This window comes from Morganella sp. HSTU-ASny43, from assembly GCF_022819185.1.
Lineage (GTDB): Bacteria > Pseudomonadota > Gammaproteobacteria > Enterobacterales > Enterobacteriaceae > Morganella > Morganella morganii.
In genome coordinates this window covers 1-17,737 of the sequence record NZ_WSPG01000025.1, presented here as the reverse complement: position 1 = coordinate 17,737, position 17,737 = coordinate 1, and the positions used below count along the sequence as shown (strand labels likewise).

Annotated in this window: 13 protein-coding genes; 5 read left to right on the top strand and 8 right to left on the bottom strand. The window is 48.7% G+C overall.

The genetic code is table 11. The annotated features are described in order from the left end of the window. Positions 1-453 precede the first annotated feature (453 nt). Entirely contained in the window at positions 454-1,632 is a 1,179-nt protein-coding gene (locus GN208_RS13355; protein ID WP_032098644.1) for a M20 family metallopeptidase, read from the top strand. 75 nt (positions 1,633-1,707) lie between these two features. Here GN208_RS13355 and GN208_RS13350 read toward each other — a convergent pair whose 3' ends face one another. After that, complete coding sequence (locus tag GN208_RS13350) at positions 1,708-2,685, bottom strand: LysR substrate-binding domain-containing protein (protein WP_004237948.1); 978 nt, start codon at positions 2,683-2,685, stop codon at positions 1,708-1,710. Positions 2,686-2,895: 210 nt separating this feature from the next. After that, entirely contained in the window at positions 2,896-3,207 is a 312-nt protein-coding gene (locus GN208_RS13345) for a helix-turn-helix transcriptional regulator (RefSeq protein WP_004237947.1), read from the bottom strand. Between the two features lie 1,231 nt (positions 3,208-4,438). Here GN208_RS13345 and proP point away from each other — a divergent pair. Continuing rightward, positions 4,439-5,941, top strand: a complete 1,503-nt coding sequence (proP, locus tag GN208_RS13340; protein WP_004237946.1) for a glycine betaine/L-proline transporter ProP — start codon at positions 4,439-4,441, stop codon at positions 5,939-5,941. Positions 5,942-6,005: 64 nt separating this feature from the next. Beyond that, positions 6,006-7,445, top strand: coding sequence for a deoxyribodipyrimidine photo-lyase (gene phrB, locus GN208_RS13335; RefSeq protein ID WP_004237945.1), 1,440 nt, complete (start codon positions 6,006-6,008; stop codon positions 7,443-7,445). On the opposite strand, the gene GN208_RS13330 is transcribed toward phrB, so the two are convergent. Then, positions 7,442-9,088, bottom strand: a complete 1,647-nt coding sequence (locus tag GN208_RS13330; RefSeq protein ID WP_004237944.1) for a sigma 54-interacting transcriptional regulator — start codon at positions 9,086-9,088, stop codon at positions 7,442-7,444. The two genes, phrB and GN208_RS13330, sit on opposite strands and share 4 nt — an antisense overlap. Positions 9,089-9,791: 703 nt before the next feature. On the opposite strand from GN208_RS13330, the gene megL reads away from it, so the two are divergent. Both megL and GN208_RS13320 read left to right on the top strand, forming a co-directional pair. After that, complete coding sequence (megL, locus tag GN208_RS13325) at positions 9,792-10,988, top strand: methionine gamma-lyase (RefSeq protein ID WP_004904656.1); 1,197 nt, start codon at positions 9,792-9,794, stop codon at positions 10,986-10,988. A gap of 242 nt (positions 10,989-11,230) precedes the next feature. Continuing rightward, positions 11,231-12,514 carry an amino acid permease gene (locus tag GN208_RS13320; protein ID WP_004237942.1) on the top strand — a complete coding sequence of 428 codons (1,284 nt, stop codon included), beginning with the start codon at positions 11,231-11,233 and terminating at the stop codon, positions 12,512-12,514. Between the two features lie 352 nt (positions 12,515-12,866). Here the strand turns inward: GN208_RS13320 and GN208_RS13315 are convergent, their stop codons facing one another. The 5 genes from GN208_RS13315 to atoD all read right to left on the bottom strand — a co-directional run bounded on the left by GN208_RS13315 (position 12,867) and on the right by atoD (position 17,610). Next, entirely contained in the window at positions 12,867-13,199 is a 333-nt protein-coding gene (locus tag GN208_RS13315) for a helix-turn-helix transcriptional regulator (RefSeq protein ID WP_243828441.1), read from the bottom strand. Between the two features lie 556 nt (positions 13,200-13,755). After that, a complete protein-coding gene (locus tag GN208_RS13310) occupies positions 13,756-14,937 on the bottom strand; it encodes an acetyl-CoA C-acetyltransferase (protein ID WP_243828440.1) in 1,182 nt (393 codons plus the stop codon). Between the two features lie 27 nt (positions 14,938-14,964). Then, a complete protein-coding gene (locus GN208_RS13305) occupies positions 14,965-16,287 on the bottom strand; it encodes a TIGR00366 family protein (RefSeq protein WP_015422346.1) in 1,323 nt (440 codons plus the stop codon). Continuing rightward, the gene (locus GN208_RS13300) at positions 16,284-16,949 is read right to left on the bottom strand and encodes a 3-oxoacid CoA-transferase subunit B (protein ID WP_015422347.1); all 666 of its coding nucleotides are present in this window, start codon (positions 16,947-16,949) and stop codon (positions 16,284-16,286) included. The genes GN208_RS13305 and GN208_RS13300 overlap by 4 nt, the downstream gene beginning before the upstream one ends. 10 nt (positions 16,950-16,959) lie before the next feature. After that, positions 16,960-17,610 carry an acetate CoA-transferase subunit alpha gene (gene atoD / locus GN208_RS13295; protein WP_004237936.1) on the bottom strand — a complete coding sequence of 217 codons (651 nt, stop codon included), beginning with the start codon at positions 17,608-17,610 and terminating at the stop codon, positions 16,960-16,962. Positions 17,611-17,737: the final 127 nt, after the last annotated feature.

The following is a 17,737-nucleotide window of genomic DNA, read 5'->3' as shown; positions in this document are numbered from 1 at the left end:
TTCTTAATTTCTGTTTAATAATATTAATATTATTGTTATTTCGGGTGACGAATTTATATTTCACGCAGAATAAACATAAAAAACCGGGAAATCAAAATTTCTATAAAATATTGATATTAATAAATAATATAATATCAATTTATCACTGTGATATTATTTTTTAACGATATCATCCTTATTATTCATGCACCATGAAATACTGATATGATATAAACACGATCTCCGTCACGCTCACTTTTTTAATACTGACGTTAAAATCCCTCCTGCAAATAATAACGAAAACAGCTGCTGACAGAAACCCGCCGGTTCCGGAAGGCAGACCTTTTTTCGTAAAAATAAAATGTACTCATGTTGCGCCGGCGCTGTGGTATGACCGGTTTCCGGTCATACCCGCGCTTACATCAGGGATTCTTTATCAGCACACAAACCGGTTTCAGTTACGGGGTAAATGTAATGACCAATAAATACAATGTCAGTGAAAAACTCTTTGCGCTTGAGGCGTTCAGCAAGAAAACGCGCCAGGATTTGCATAAAATCCCTGAGCTGTCCGGTGAAGAATATAAAACCTCAAAATACTGCCGCGAACTGATGGAAAGCTTCGGCTACACCATCCGTCAGTTTGAGGGATACACCGGCTTTACCGCTGAACTGACCGTCAATCCGGCATACCGCCTGATTGCTTACCGCACCGACATCGACGGCCTGGAAATGCCGGACATGACCTGCAACGAGCACAGTTCCGTACACGAAGGCTGCGCCCACAACTGTGGTCACGACACCCATATGACCATCGCGCTGACTGCGGCAAAATACCTCAGCGAACACCGCGATGAACTGACACACAATGTCCGTTTTGTCTTCCAGATGGCGGAAGAAGATATGCGTGTGCCGGGTGCGGATAAAATGGTGGAAATGGGCTGCATGGACGGTGTGGATGAAGTCTACGGGCTGCATAACGACGCCGCGATTGAAACCGGCTGCATCCGTTTTAACGCGGGTGTGATGTCCTCTTACGGCTCCGCCTGGACGCTGGATGTACACGGTGTTTCCGCGCACGGCTCCACGCCGCACAAAGGGCTGGATGCTATCCGCGAAGCCACCCGTATCATTGATTACATGGATTATATCGTCGCCAAGAAAACCGATCCTTTCAGCCCGGCTGTTTTCGGCTGCGGTATGATCAACGGCGGTACCATCCCGAATGCGCTGGCTGATTATGTGCAGGCACGCGGCACCATCCGTTCTATGGATGAAGAAACCGATAAAATCTTAAAAGCCAGCTTTAAAGAGATTGTTGCCCGCAGTGAAGCCGGTGGTTTTAAAACCACACTGGAAGCCTGCGGTTACCCGGCCGTAATTAACCATCCGCAGGCAGCGGAAGTCATTAAAAACGCGGCAGCGGCCTTCTTACCGGCTGAAAATATTGACTCAAACGGTAAGCCGATGACCGGCAGTGAAGATTTCAGCTATATGATTAATGCCACCAAAGACAGATTAGGTGCCATGTATTTCCTCGGCAGCGGTAACAAAGCCAAAGGAATTAATAACTATCTGCATGCCAATCCGTATTTTGTTGATGACGATTGCCTGCTGATCGGTGCGCAAATCTTTATTAATATTGCCACCCGCTAAAAAAGATTACACACAGCAAACACAAAGCCCGGTAACAGACGTTACCGGGCTTTTTTTATCCGGAATACAAAGGAATCAGAGCTCAGGCAATGCGCGGTAAAGCCGGTCACGGGCTTTAGGATCAACCGGCAGCCACTGTTCCGGCTGGTGAATATAATTCAGGTCAAGATGCGGCGCATAACAGGAAATAAAGTCATACATATAATCCTTCAGATGTGTATGACGGCTGATACAAATATGGGTATAGCTCGGTTTCACCAGATTACCGATATTAATACAGCGCAGTGAGTCACTGTCTTCCGCCGGATCAAACGCCACGGTGGAAATAACACCGACACCCGCTCCGCGCTTCACATAGAATTTAATAATTTCCGTATCGACCGCGGTTAATACCACATTCGGCGTCAGGTGGTTCTGATAAAATACCTGATCCAGCTTGGAACGGCCGGTGAATCCGAATACATAGGTGATCAGCGGATAATGAGCCAGCTCCTGAATCGTCAGCTGCTCATTCTGTGCCAGCGGGTGATCGTGCGGTACAATCGCACTGCGGGACCACTGATAGCACGGCAGTGTCAGTAAATCGTCATACAGATGCAGGGATTCGGTGGCGATTGCAAAATCCACATCCCCGTTTTTCACCATTTCCGCCAGCTGTGCCGGAGCACCCTGATGGAAATGCAGCGAAATGTTCGGGTAACGCGCATTAAAGCGTTCAATCACTTTCGGTAATTTATAACGGATTTGCGTGTGGGTGGTGGCAATACGGAGATTCTGTTTTGTCGTGGTATCTTCGTGTGATACCAGACTTTTAATTTTATCAAACTGCGCCAGAATATCGCAGGCAACACGATGAACTTCTTCACCAATCGGACTGAGCGATAATAAGTTATTATTTTTCCGGTTGAATAAAGAAACGTTCAGTTCATCTTCAAGAATTTTAAGCTGCTTGCTCACTGTCGGCTGCGAGGTATACAGCTTCTCGGCGGCATTCGTGATATTAAAGTCACTCCTGACCACCTCAACAAAACTTTTGAGCTGATTAATGTTCATTGCTTATTTATCCAGTTATAAAACGGATTCAAAATATTAAAATTATTGATAAACAGGGTTATAAGAGTAATACAACATGCTGTGTATCAGGATGATAGCACAAGGCGGGTGATGAAGAAATAAACACGTCCCGCAAAAAGCGGTATCCGTTATTAGCAGGCTAATAACGGATTTTTGAGATGAGATTCAGTATCACTCAATATCACGAAATTACATCAGTTCAGATTCGACCGGCAAAATAACGGTTTCTGCTTTCCAGGATTCCCGTTCATTTCCGCTGTCGCGTTTACCCCGGCCTTCAATCTCGGTGAAGAACCAGCCAACCGGTACTTCAAAGATATCCGCAATACGGACTAAACAATCCACATCAACACGGTTTACACCACGTTCATAACGTGACATCTGCTGCTGACTGATTTCAATCATTTCAGCCAGTCTTGCTGCAGTAATGCCGTGATCTTTCCGTAACACCTGAATTTTTTGCCCGACGGCGCGTGCTATCGAGTTTTTTGCTTTGGTCATGTCGCTATCCCTCACATATGGCTGTGATAACCATCAGATTCCTCTCTGATGACTAACAAAAATATGCGTTTATTAAAGAAAGTGGACCAATTGATATTCACAAAGTTTTACTCTTTGTTGTTGTTTTAACTGCCGCATGTATGTACTTATGCAAACCAGCCTCGTACACATGTTGAAACACATATTACATATTCATTTACCAAATTGAAACCTACCGCTCCGGCACCTAACGAATTGTAAAAAAAAGAATTATTCGGTGTCCGAAAGAGTGATAACCCTATGTATTATAGTATATTTACCTTTTCTTTCACCCCCGTACCAGGTATAAACCACTAAAAATAAAATGACTCATTAGTGGTATAAAATAGTAATTATTTAGCTTTAATAGAGTAACAAACCACAATTAAATGGAAAAAAAACGATATATCTTGAAACATTTATATCTTTCTTAAATTGCTGTTGGCAGATATCACTGCATGATTTTCATATTCAGCAGATAACACCAAAGTTTATCTTATTATTACGTAAAGAAATCATTGAGGACTGTGATTATGCGTTAATTACATCAGATGTAATTATCAGGAAAACGCATACAGAAAATTGAGAAATCAGGTGAAACATACTGATAACATTGTCTGTTTTCTGAAACCACCCTATATATTGCTTAAATTTAAACCATTCACATTATAATTATGCTGATAATTTAAAATACATCGGATTGTGATACTAAACACGTTCCGTTTCACACAACAAAATATGTTGAAAAGCATCCGTTTAAGATGCCTTATTTCCGGGGTGATCTGCACTTCCGTTGATTTTTCAGAAAAAAATAGCATTGAACACTTTACGATACAGAGAAGTTAAATGCCAAATACACGATATTAATTAGTACAAAAACCCACTAATTTTACAAAAATTATGATTTATGCTAAATTAGGTGACCTCGTTTCAAAACAAAGGTGCTTTTTTTGGTTATTACAACACAATACTTTCCTATTCTTCCTGTCCTGTCTGCGGTTTCCTGTACCGTCTGCCGTTAGCGTCACATATTCAACAATCAATCTATTTAACGGGAAACATGAATACGGGAAAAAATACGTATTTATACTTACCAATTTAGTATTAAACATCTCCTGCTGCCGATGAATTCACTATCACACAAAAAGTCATTGCAGATTTGAGTGAAATCTCAGTTACGTGAATCCCCGTCATAAAACAAAAGGATACAACGATGAGACGCAAGAAAACAAAACAAAAACCTTTAAATATCAATGATATTACTATCATTGATGATGGAAAATTAAAGAAAGCCATCACCGCTGCCTCACTGGGTAATGCCATGGAGTGGTTTGATTTCGGGGTCTACGGCTTCCTGGCGTATGTGCTGGGTCAGGTCTTCTTCCCTTCCGCCTCCCCGGGCATACAGATGATCGCGGCGTTAGCGACGTTCTCCGTACCGTTTTTGGTACGTCCGCTGGGCGGGGTCTTTTTCGGCATTATGGGCGACAAATTCGGCCGCCAGAAAGTGCTTTCCGTCACCATCATTATTATGGCTGTCAGTACCTTCTGTATCGGTCTCATCCCGTCTTATGAAAGTATCGGGATCTGGGCACCGGTGCTGTTACTGCTGGCAAAACTGGCTCAGGGTTTCTCCGTGGGCGGTGAGTATTCCGGTGCAGCTATCTTTGTAGCGGAATATTCACCGGATCGTAAACGCGGATTTATGGGCAGCTGGCTGGACTTCGGCTCGATTGCCGGTTTCGTCTGCGGTGCCGGTGTGGTGGTGCTGATCTCCAGTATTCTCGGTGAGGAAACCTTCCGTGAATGGGGCTGGCGTATCCCGTTCTTCCTGGCGCTGCCGCTGGGCGTTATCGGCCTGTATCTGCGTCATGCCCTGGAGGAAACACCGGCTTTCCAGCAGCATGTTGAGGATATGAAAAATGCCAACCCGGAAACCGGCGAAGATAAGCCCCGCGTTTCACTGCGCAGCATTGCCTCACAGTACGGTAAGGGTCTGATGATTTGTGTCGGGCTGGTGATTGCCACCAACGTCACTTATTACATGCTGCTGACCTATATGCCGAGTTATCTGTCGCATAACCTGAATTACAGTGCGGATCACGGTGTGCTGATTATTATCGCGATTATGATTGGCATGCTGTTCGTACAGCCTCTGATCGGGATGATGAGTGACCGCATCGGCCGTAAACCGTTTGTCCTCGCGGGCAGTATCGGGTTATTTGTGCTGGCCATTCCGGCATTTATGCTGATTAACAGTGGTGTCATCGGCCTGATTTTCTTAGGCTTACTGATCCTGGCGGTGCTGCTTAACTGCTTTACCGGTGTGATGGCCTCTATTTTACCGGCCATTTTCCCGACAAAAATCCGTTACAGTGCACTGGCTATCTCATTCAATATCTCAGTGCTGATTGCCGGTGCCACCCCGACCGCCGCCGCCTGGCTGGTCGAGGCGACCAATAATCTGTATATGCCGGCCTATTATCTGATGGTGATTGCCGTTATCGGGATGATTACTGCGATTGTGATGAAAGAAACCGCCAATAAGCCATTACGCGGCGCCACACCGGCCGCATCTGACCGCGCGGAAGCCAAAGAGATTTTGCTCGAGCATTACGATAATATCGAACACAAGATTGAGGCGATTGATGAGGAGATTGCCGCGTTGCAGAAACGCCGTCAGTCACTGATTGATCAGCACCCTAAACTGGACTGATGTCCTGCTCAGGCCCGCCTCTCCGGATGCGGGCCCTTTTATTGTTTATGCGGGAGGTAAAGTTATGACGGATTCAGCACCGGCCGTTGTCTGGCTGCAGCACGATCTGCGGCTGACAGATAACACGGCGCTTTACGCCGCCTGTCAGGCACACCGGCAGGTAAAACTGATTTTTACACTCACGCCGGGACAGTGGGAGCAGCACACTATGTCCCCGTCACAGCAGGCGCTGATTTTCTGTCAGCTGCACGCGCTGAACACATCCGCAGCCGCACTCGGGATCACCCTGCATGTGCAGCCGTGCCATACCTTTGAGGATGCCGCTGACTGGCTGGCCGCGTGGTGCCGCGAACATCGTATCCCCGCTGTCTATGTCAATAAACAGTACGGGCTGAATGAACAGCGCCGTGATGCCCGCTTTGCCGCGCGTCTGCCGGACACCTGCCGCTTTTATGCCTTTGATGACAGTGTCCTGCTGCCGCCGGGCAGTGTGAGCACACAACAAGGCGGACTCTACAAAGTGTTCACCCCGTTCCGGCGCGCATTTCTCACCGCACTGATGCAGACCACCGTCCGCGTGCTGCCGGTACCGGAGGCCAAAGGCCAGCCGGTCTCCCCGGCACCGCTTAATCTGCCGCAGCAGGAGCATGCCCTCTTCCCTTCCGGAGAAGAGGCCGCACTGCAGCGGCTGGCGGATTTTTGTCAGAAACAGGCTGCGGATTACAAAACAGAACGGGATTTTCCGGCGATTGACGGCACCAGCCGCATCTCCGCGTATCTCGCTACCGGAATTTTGTCCCCCCGCCAGTGCCTGAGCCGTCTGCGCCTGCATTTCCCGATGGTCGCTGATGAGCCGGAAAGCGGCGCTTATACCTGGCTCAGTGAGCTTATCTGGCGGGAATTTTATCTGCATCAGCTGGCACAGTACCCGGATATCAGCCGTCACCGCCCGATGCAGCGCTGGACAGAGTCCATTATCTGGTCACCGGATAACAGCGGGCTGCTTGCCTGGCAGCAGGGTAAAACCGGGTTCCCGCTGGTCGATGCGGCCATGCGCCAGCTGAATGAAACCGGCTGGATGCATAACCGCCTGCGGATGATCACGGCCAGTTTTCTGGTCAAGGATTTACTGACTGACTGGCGGCGCGGCGAGCACTATTTTATGTCACAGCTGATTGACGGTGAATTTGCCGCCAATAACGGCGGCTGGCAGTGGGCAGCCTCCACCGGTCATGATTCGGTGCCGTATTTCCGGATTTTCAACCCGGTCACGCAGGGAAAACGGTTTGATCCGGACGGCAGCTTTATCCGCCGCTGGCTGCCGGAGCTGGCAGAAGTACCTGCGAAATACATTCATACACCCCATGAATGGGCGGAGAAAAATCAGCGTGAGATTGATTATCCGAAACCGGTGGTGGATCACCGGATGGCGAGGATCCGCGCTATCGATGCTTACGAAACCGCCCGCCGGACCGCTGCCGGCGGGGATGATAATCCGTATTAATCTGTTTTGTCTGCTGACCGGCGCACAGTGCTGTAGGTCAGCAGATGCTCCAGATTATAGTAACGGGCTTTATTCAGTACGGTGGTGTGAGACATCCCGATTTCACGGGACACTTTGCGGGCCGAACCGTAGCGGCGCAGATAATCTTCCAGCAGGCTTTTTTCCTGCCGCGCAAGAGACTCTTTCAGGTTGATATCTTCCTGCACCGGCAATACCGCAGGGGGTATTTCCGTTTTCGGTACCGGCTGCGGCCTGAGCACCGGAGAGGCCATCACTTCCTCATGGGGCAGCCACAGATCCCCGACGGTAATTTCCCGGCCGGAAGCCAGATGGATGGCCCGCAAAATCACGTTTTGCAGTTCCCGCACGTTACCCGGCCAGGAATAGGCCATTAACTGGTGATATGCATCCTGGGACAGACTGAGCTGTTTATTCAGCTCTGTCGTGTATTTGCTGATAAAGCGCTGCAGTAACAGCGGGATATCCGTCTTCCGCTCTTTCAGCGGCGGGATATTAATCGGGATCACGTTGATCCGGTAATAGAGATCTTCACGGAACGATTTGTTCTCGATCATCTCTTCCAGATTCCGGTTGGTGGCGACAATGATCCGCACATCCACCGGGATCTCTTTGTGCCCGCCGACGCGGCGGATCACGCCTTCCTGTAATACCCGCAGTAATTTACTTTGCAGGATAAGGGAAAGCTCGCCGAATTCATCCAGAAACACGGTGCCGTGGTTGGCGGATTCAAACAACCCCATCTTTCCGCCCTTGCTGGCGCCGCTGAACGCGCCGCCCTCATAACCGAACAGCTCACTTTCAATCAGGTTTTCCGGCAGTGCCGCACAGTTAATCGGCGCAAACGGGTGAGCGCTGCGGTCGCTGGCGTTATGAATGGCGCGGGCAAACAGCTCTTTACCGGTACCGGTTTCACCGCGGATCAGTACCGTATACGGGCTTATTGAGATTTTTTTAGCGAAATCAATCAGGTTCATCATGATTTCGCTTTCACAGATAATGTCATCAAAGCTGAACGGCAGGCTTTTATTCACCGAAGACGCCATTTGCTGCACTGAGCGCAGACTCTTGAAGGTGATAACCGCCCCCATCACCTGAGACTCTTCACTCAGAATCGGACGGCCGGAGCAGATATAGTACAACTCCCCTTTCGGCGTACTGGTGACCATCTGATAGTGATCGAAACTGTTGCCGCCGAGCAGTTTGGTGAGCACCGACTGGTTTTTGCCGCTGAGAATTTTGCTGATATTGACGCCGACAATATTTTCCCGTGAGATCGAGAAAAAGTCTTCCGCCACTTTGTTGAAGTAGTTGATATTACCCTGATTATTGATACCGATAATGCCGTCCGTGGTGGATTCCAGAATCGCCTGTAATTCTTTTTCTTTACGCTCGTAGGGCTGTAATTTGGAACGGGTGACACTGATAACATCAGGATTAAGCAGGAGTTTGCTCAGCAGCAGCTTAACATCCCGCTCGCACTCCGTATTGAATTTGACATAAATTTTGCACGGAAAGACTTCCATGGAATTAATGCTGATTTCGGAGGCCGAAAATTCATTGATGACTTCTTCCACCATGGCGACGCGGTCAATGGTATTAATTAACCATCTATATGCAGACATGTGATTAGTCACTCCCGGTTAGTGTATGTAGTGCTCATTTTTCACCCACCCGACCAGGGTTAACCCATCTTAGGTAATCACTGAGAGGTGAACAAAGGGTGAAATACAACAAAATAGTGCGCAATAAAAAAACCATATGATAAGTAGCCTTATCATACAGAGTGTAATTGTTATTTTGGGTTTTGTTACGTTACTTACTATAAACAAGTTCAGTCGGCTTGTACCCGCCAGATATCTCAATTCTATGAAAAAAAGTCCGCAGATTGTCAGGTTTACACCTGCATTTATTGGAGTGGCAAATCATTAAACGCGCGGTAATTAATGGAATTGATTATTCATGGCTTTGATCATTATCAACCGCCGGACGTATCGATTCAGGAAAAAATTTAAAAAGAGATCTGGATCACCCTTCCCTTTTGGGGCTATAATGTGACGCAAGTCCGGTTTTATCCCTCAATGTGATTAACCTCACTATCAGAAAGTGGCAACTTACTGTCAACTTTCTTTCCACTTTGTCATTTTTACTTACAGTCCGCTTTCCACTTCCTCCGCACTGACTTTGTCTAATCTATACCTTAAAATTATTTATCTCTTTTAATTCAATGTGTTATAAAAATAACTCCTGAGTTGGCACGGCTATTGCTTTTATTACTGCAACAACAACACATGTTGGCATAATAAAAAATTATTCTTTGGAGGATTTATGCACGATTATACGAATAAAGGTTATGACACTAAGATTGTTCACGCTGGCCAGCAGGCTGATCCACTGACTGGTGCGTTATCAACCCCAATCTATCAGACCTCTACATTCGTCTTCGACAGCGCAGCACAAGGGGCAGCACGTTTCGCATTAGAAGAAGAAGGTTATATCTACTCACGTTTAGGTAACCCTACTAACGCAGCATTAGAAGAAAAAATGCGTGTACTGGAAAACGGCGAAGCAGCTCTGGCGACTTCTTCCGGTATCGCAGCTATCTCTACCACTATCCTGACTATGTGCGGCCAGGGCGACCATATCGTTGCTTCTGACACTCTGTACGGCTGTACTTATGCTCTGCTGTCTCACACCCTGCCTAAATTCGGTATCGAAGTCACTTTCGTTCGTGCAAATGACCCTGCGAACATCAAAGCGGCGATGAAACCAAACACCAAAATGGTTTACGTCGAAACTCCGGCTAACCCGACTCTGGCAATGATCGACCTCGAAGCAGCGGCAAATGTTGCTCACGAAGGCGGCGCAATGCTGGTTGTGGATAACACCTTCATGTCTCCGTACTGCCAGCGTCCTCTGGAATTAGGTGCAGACATCGTGGTTCACAGTGTGACCAAATACATCAACGGCCACGGCGACGTTATCGGTGGTGTGATTGTCGGTCCTGCTGACTTCCTGGTTCCTGCCCGTCTGGTTGGTGTTAAAGACATCACCGGTGGTGTAATGAGCCCGTTCAACGCATGGTTAACCCTGCGCGGTCTGAAAACACTGCACGTCCGTATGGAACGTCACTGCTCTAACGCAATGAAAGTGGCTAAATATCTGGAATCTAACCCGAACGTAGAAGCAGTATTCTACCCTGGTCTGCCGTCTCACCCGCAGCACGAGTTAGCGAAAAAACAGATGAGCAACTTCGGCGGTATGATCAGCTTTGAAATCAAAGGCGGTATCGAAGCAGGCCGTAAAGTGATGGACTCTGTTGAGTTATGCATGCTGGCAGTAAGCCTGGGCGATACTGAAACTCTGATTCAGCACCCTGCATCAATGACTCACTCTCCGGTTCCGGCTGAAGAGCGTCTGAAAGCAGGTATCACCGATGGTCTGATTCGTATCTCTGTCGGTCTGGAAACACCTGAAGACATCATTGCTGACCTGGAACAGGCTATTGCGAAAGCAGTTGCTTAAGACCAGAGCGGAAAATTAAGTCCTGCAGTATGTACTCACCTCATTTGCCGTTAACACACAGACGGGGTGAGTACACGAAGCACGCGGAAAAATTCATTGAGAGCCACTCTGAATTCTCTCCGGCGTGCTTTTTAAGTATTTAACAGGTTATTTTTAGCGGTAATAAAAAGAACAACGCAGTGCTGAAATTTTTTAGAAACCATAATCACAATAAATTATTATGAAAACCAAGGGGGCTTAGTATGGCGGACATGACCTCAACCGAGAATTCCGCGAAAGCGCTGGGCAAAATACCATTTACAATGTATGACGCCGGCTGGGTAGTACTTTGTATTGGTATGGCGATCGGTGCCGGTACCGTTGTAATGCCGATTCAGATCGGTCTGAAAGGTATTTGGGTATTTATTTTAGCTTTCATGATTGCGTATCCGGCAACCTATATGTTGCAGAAGCTGTACATGAATACGCTGTCTGAAAGTGAAGAATGTGAAGACTACACAAACATAATCACACAGTATCTGGGCAGTAACTGGGGTGTGGCGCTGGGAGTTATTTACTTCCTGATGCTTATCCACGGTATCTTTATTTACTCTCTCTCTGTTATTTTCGACAGTGCCTCTTATCTCCATACGTTTGGTGTTACAGAGGGTGTGCTTTCAAGCTCACTGATCTATCGTGTGGCTGTCTTTGCCGCGCTGATTTTCATTGCCTCCAAGGGCGAGAAACTGCTGTTTAAAATCTCCGGTCCGATGGTTATCGTCAAAGTCGGTATCATTGTATCGCTGGGTCTGGTGATGATCCCTCACTGGGATTTCAATAACATCACTGCATTCCCGCCGATTGGTGACTTTACCCGTGACGTGCTGCTGACTGTACCGTTTGCGTTCTTCTCTGCGGTCTTCGTTCAGATTCTGAACCCGATGAACATCGCGTACCGTAAACTGGAATCAGACAAACGTGTTGCCACCTACCGTGCTATCCGCGCTCACCGCGTGGCCTATATCACCCTGGTGACAATCATCCTGTTCTTCTCATTCTCCTTTACGTTCTCTATCAGTCATGAGCAGGCCGTATCCGCGTTTGAACAGAACATTTCTGCACTGGCTATTGCTGCTCAGGTTATCCCGGGCGCGGTCGTGAGTGTGATGACCACCGTTCTGAACATCTTTGCAGTTCTGACAGCATTCTTCGGTATCTATCTGGGCTTCCAGGAATCAGTGAAAGGCCTTGCGGTTAACATCCTTTCCCGCTTCATGGATAAAGAGAAAATCAACCACACCGTATTAAACATCTGTATCTCTGTCTTCATCGTTGCATTACTGACTGCATGGGTGTCAACAGGGTTCTCCGTGGTTGTCTTCTTCCAGATTGGTAGTCCGTTATACGCTATCGTTTCCTGCTTAATTCCTGTTTACCTGGTATTCCGTGTCGCGAAACTGAAAAAATTCAAAGACTGGAAAGCCTGGTGTGTTATGGGCTTCGGTATCCTGCTGCTCATCGCACCGTTCTTCAAATACCTTGAGTGACGGGTAAGAGAAAACAGGCCATCCGTCGGTGTCCCGCACTGACTGAAATAAAGTAAAACCCGGAACCGGTCACAGCACCGGTTCCGGAAAGTTAAAAAACTCAGCACCGCAGTCTGAATAAAAAAACCTCTGTCCTTCTGACCAATATATTATTAAGTTCCTTGATTGGTTAGCATGTTGCGGGAGATATTATCTCCCGCTTTTTTTCGCCTGAAATTTGTCCCGGTGCTGCTCTGTCATCTGTATTACAGTTTTATTTCTGCCGGATGGCGGGCACGGCAAACCCGTACAGTAATCCGCAAATCAGCTGTACTGGTCTGTCTTTTTTATTTAAAAGCGGAAATTATGGTGATTAAAAATCGCGCGGGGAAATAATACTGTCCGCAATAAGGCTCATCCGGATTTCCTGAATATCCCCTTCTTCATTTTCATAAAGAATGTCATCCAGCCCGGTGCCGGTCATATTCATTTCCTCAAAGAAACGACCCGAAGTGAGTTTAAAGGCCAGACTGACACGCAACAACGTATCCACATCAATACGGTTTACCCCCCGCTCATAACGCGAGAGCTGCTGCTGGCTAATCCCTATTCTGTGTGCCAGCTGCTTTGTGGTTAAACCTGCATTGGTCCGGTATTGTCTGATAACCTGTCCGATAGCTTCGGATATCGCATATTTCTTCATCATTAATCAATAACCCTATAAAGACCATCACTAAAATTCCTTATTTAGCTCACTGATCATAGAAAAAACACTTAAAACTATAAGTAGTTTATCGTACATAGGGCCATTTTTGAAAAACCAAAGGTTATGCTGTTTGTGAGTACATGAGGGGGTAAATGAGACTGAATGTTTCGATATATTTCGCCTTTAAAATCATAGTGTAACGAAATAATATTACAAAATATTAATCGATTGAAAGTACAATGAATTAGTAGAATAAGTGTTACATACCAAATAATTAGAAAAAAAATATGTTTTCACTCCATTCAAATACAAATTCCGAGTTTTTACAGGATGTGAAAAAGTGTGTTTGATCCCACACATCGGATTTCAGCATAATAGGTTGATGACTCATCCTAATATGAACAGCAAACCGCAGTTAATAAATTAAATTAATGTAAATATTTTACACGAAAAATTAACTTAATTCGAATTTTGTCAGAAACACAGAAACCGGCACAAAAAAGCCGGTGACAGTTACCCTGCCACCGGCTGAATATCCGCCTGTTATTTCACCGGATTACAGACGTTCAATCACCATCGCGATCCCCTGCCCGCCACCGATACAGAGTGTCGCCAGACCGGTGGTTTTATTCTGAGCCTGTAATGCATGCAGCAGTGTCACCAGGATACGGGCACCACTCGCACCAATCGGGTGACCCAGGGCAATCGCCCCGCCGTTGATGTTTACTTTGTCAGGATCAAAACCCAGGTCACGGCCGACCGCGAGAAATTGGGAGGCAAATGCTTCGTTGGCTTCGATAAGATCGATATCCTTCAGTGACAGCCCCGTTTTCTCCAGCACTTTCCGCGTGGCCGGAACCGGCCCCAGCCCCATCATCGACGGTGAAACCCCGCCGGAGGCATAACCCCGGATGCGGGCAAGCGGTGTCAGTCCCAGTGATTTAGCACGGGTTTCCGTCATCAGCATCAGAGCTGCCGCACCGTCATTGATACCGGAGGCATTACCGGCAGTCACCGTTCCCGCTTTATCAAAGGCCGGGCGCAGTTTCGCCAGCCCTTCTGCCGTTGATCCGGCTTTCGGGAATTCATCGGTATCCACCACGATATCCCCTTTACGGCTTTTCACCGTCACCAGCACGATTTCAGCCTTAAAGGCGCCGCGCTCAATCGCGCTGACGGCTTTCTGCTGTGATGACAGTGCCAGTGCATCCTGCTCTTCGCGGGTCAGGTTATAGGCTTTGGCGATGTTCTCCGCTGTGATCCCCATGTGATAGTTATTCTCGGCACATAACAGCCCGTCACGCAGAATCACATCATGCACTGCACCGTCGCCCAGGCGGTAACCCCAGCGGGCACGGCTGTCGAGCAGATACGGCGCCTGACTCATATTTTCCGTGCCGCCCGCGATAATAATGTCCGCGTCACCGCTGCTGATCGCCTGTGCGCCCAGCGCAACACTCTTCAGGCCGGAGCCGCACACTTTATTGACGGTGAAAGCACAGGCGCTTTCCGGTATACCGCTGCGCAGCAGGATCTGGCGCGCAGGGTTCTGTCCGAGTCCGGCCTGTAGCACGTTCCCCATAATCACTTCATCCACCAGCCCCGGTTCCAGCTGCGTTTTTTTCAGTAACGCGCTGACCACTGCCGAGCCGAGTTCCACGGCACTGACACCCGCCAGTGCGCCGTTAAAGTTGCCGATTGCGGTACGCACGGCACTGACAATAACGATATTTTCCATTGCGAAATCCTTACTGTTTAGTATCTGTCAGAAGAAAGCGAGGCCGATAATGAAAATCGGTGCCGAGAGCAGCAGGGCGGTGATGCAGTACCCCATAATGTCCCTGACCCCCAGCCCGGCGATCGCCAGTGCAGGAAGCGCCCAGAACGGCTGCGCCATGTTCATCCACTGTTCACCGTAGGCAATCGCCATCACGGACTTACCGAGATCAGCCCCCAGCGCCTGGGCAGCCGGAATAACAAACGGCCCCTGAATCACCCAGTGACCGCCGCCTGACGGCACGGCAAAGTTGATCAGCGCAGAGCTGAAGAACGTCATCAGCGGGAAGGTTTCTTTGTTGGCGACGTTGATAAAGAATTCAGTGATAAGCCCGCCCAGTCCGGAGCCTTCCATCATGAGCTGGATACCGGCATAGAACGGGAACTGCACGAGGATCCCGGCGGTACTGCGGGCGGCGGCACTGACGGCACGCATATACGCCATAGGGGTTTTATGCAGCAGCAGACCGGTCAGCAGGAAAATCATATTCACGGTGTTAATGGTGATGTTGAAACCGTTTTTGATGAAATACATGCCGAGGAACGTGAAGCCCAGAATCCCGATAATCCATGCGATAAGGCGGCTTTCTTCCATCCGGAGAGAAACCGGCGCGTCTTCCGGTAATTTTTTCTGGAAATCCGGCTCTTCTTCGAGCAGCGCAGGGTCGATCATCATGATGTCGTCTTTGCGCGGCATCATCATGCGGGTGACAAACGGCATCACCAGAATCAGTGTCAGGGTGATAAACAGGTTATACCCGGTGAACATGGTCTGGCTGACAGGAATAAGCCCGGCGATATGCTCGACAGGGTTACCCGGTGTGGCGGCCAGCAGCGGCATAGAGCCGGAGAAACCGCCACCCCAGGTCATAAACCCGATATAGGCACAGGCGATCAGCAGCGGGTAGTCAGAGCCCGGTACACGGCGGGCCACTTCGCGGGCAAACATCGCCCCGACCACCAGCCCGAATCCCCAGTTAATGACACAGGCAACCGAGCCGAAAAACGTCACCAGCATCACACCCTGAACCGGGGTTTTTGCCAGTGAGGCAGTCAGCCGCAGAATACGTTTAACCGGCGGGGAGCTGGCCAGCGCGTGACCGGTCACGATGATCAGCGCCATCTGCATCCCGAACGCCAGCAGGTTCCAGAATCCGTTTCCCCATAAGTTCACCAGATCCATTGGTGTGCTTGGTGTGAGTGCCAGCGCGATGATAAACGTCAGCATGGTCAGCAGCATTGCGAAGATCAGCGGATCCGGCAGATAGCGGCTCACCACACGGGTCATGACTCGTGAGATGCGTCCTATCATACGGCTTCCCCCGCAGTCACCAGCGGCATTTCACAGACATCCGGTGACACAATAAAATGCGCTGCGGTTTTTTCGCGGATGGTATCGATATCCGTACCCGGCGCGTATTCGCACAAAATCATCTGATCGTTTTCAAAGCGGAATAACGCCAGTTCCGTCACCAGTACATCCACCGCTTTTACGGCGGTCAGCGGCATGGTGCACTCCGGCAGGATTTTGGCGGAACCGTCTTTTGCACAGTGCTCCATGGCTATGATCACTTTGCGCGCACCGGTCACGAGATCCATCGCACCGCCCATACCCGGCACCATTTTGCCCGGTACCACCCAGTTGGCGAGGTTTGCCTGTTCATCCACCTGTAAGCCGCCCAGTACGCTGGCATCCACATGACCGCCGCGGATCAGCGCGAAAGAGAAGGCGCTGTCAAACATCGACGCGCCCGGCAGAATACCGCACGGCTGACCGCCTGCATTGACCAGATTCTTATCCGGCGTTGTTACCGGCCCGAGACCGAGAAAACCGTTTTCTGACTGTAATGTGATATGCACGCCTTCCGGCAGATAGTTCGCCACCTGTGTCGGCAGCCCGATCCCGAGGTTCACCACATCACCGTCATTCAGTTCAAGTGCCACACGGCGGGCGATTAATTCTTTTGCATTCATGATGTTTTCCTTATTCTGCAATCAGCCAGTCAATAATTGCCCCTGGTGTGGCAACACAATCCGGGTCGATATCCCCCACCGCGACCATTTCGTCCGGTTCGGCAATGGTGATATCCGCCGCCAGCGCCATCAGCGGGTTAAAGTTGCGGGCACTGAGGTCATAGGTGAGGTTGCCGAGCGGGTCGGCTTTTTGTGCCTGAATCAGCGCCAGATCAGCGCGGAGGGGAAGTTCAAGGAGGTAATCACGGCCATCGAGGGTAATTTTCTGTTTGCCTTCTTCCACGACCGTACCGACACCGGTCGGGGTGAGGAATCCGCCCAGTCCGGCACCGCCGCAGCGGATTTGCTCTGCCAGCGTGCCCTGCGGGATCAGCTGTACTTCCATTTCACCGGCGATCATGCGCCGCCCGGTTTCCGGGTTTGTCCCGATGTGGGAAGCGATGACTTTTTTCACCCGTCCGTTGACAATCAGCGGGCCCAGGCCGGTATCCACGAATGCGGTATCATTGGCGATAATGGTTAACTCTTTGACGCCGGATTCTAATAATTCAGTCATTAAACGCGGCGGTGTACCAACGCCCATAAATCCGCCGACCATAATTGTCATGCCGTCACGAAAAAATTCACCGGCTTTTTTCACCGTTATTTGTTTATTCTTCATAGCACTTCCCTTTTATAAAAAAATATAGACACAAAGGTAATAGCAAGCGCTATGCCAATAATAAAACCTGTATTTTGTTATATTTACATCACTCTAACTTACTGATATATATTGCTTTAAATATTAT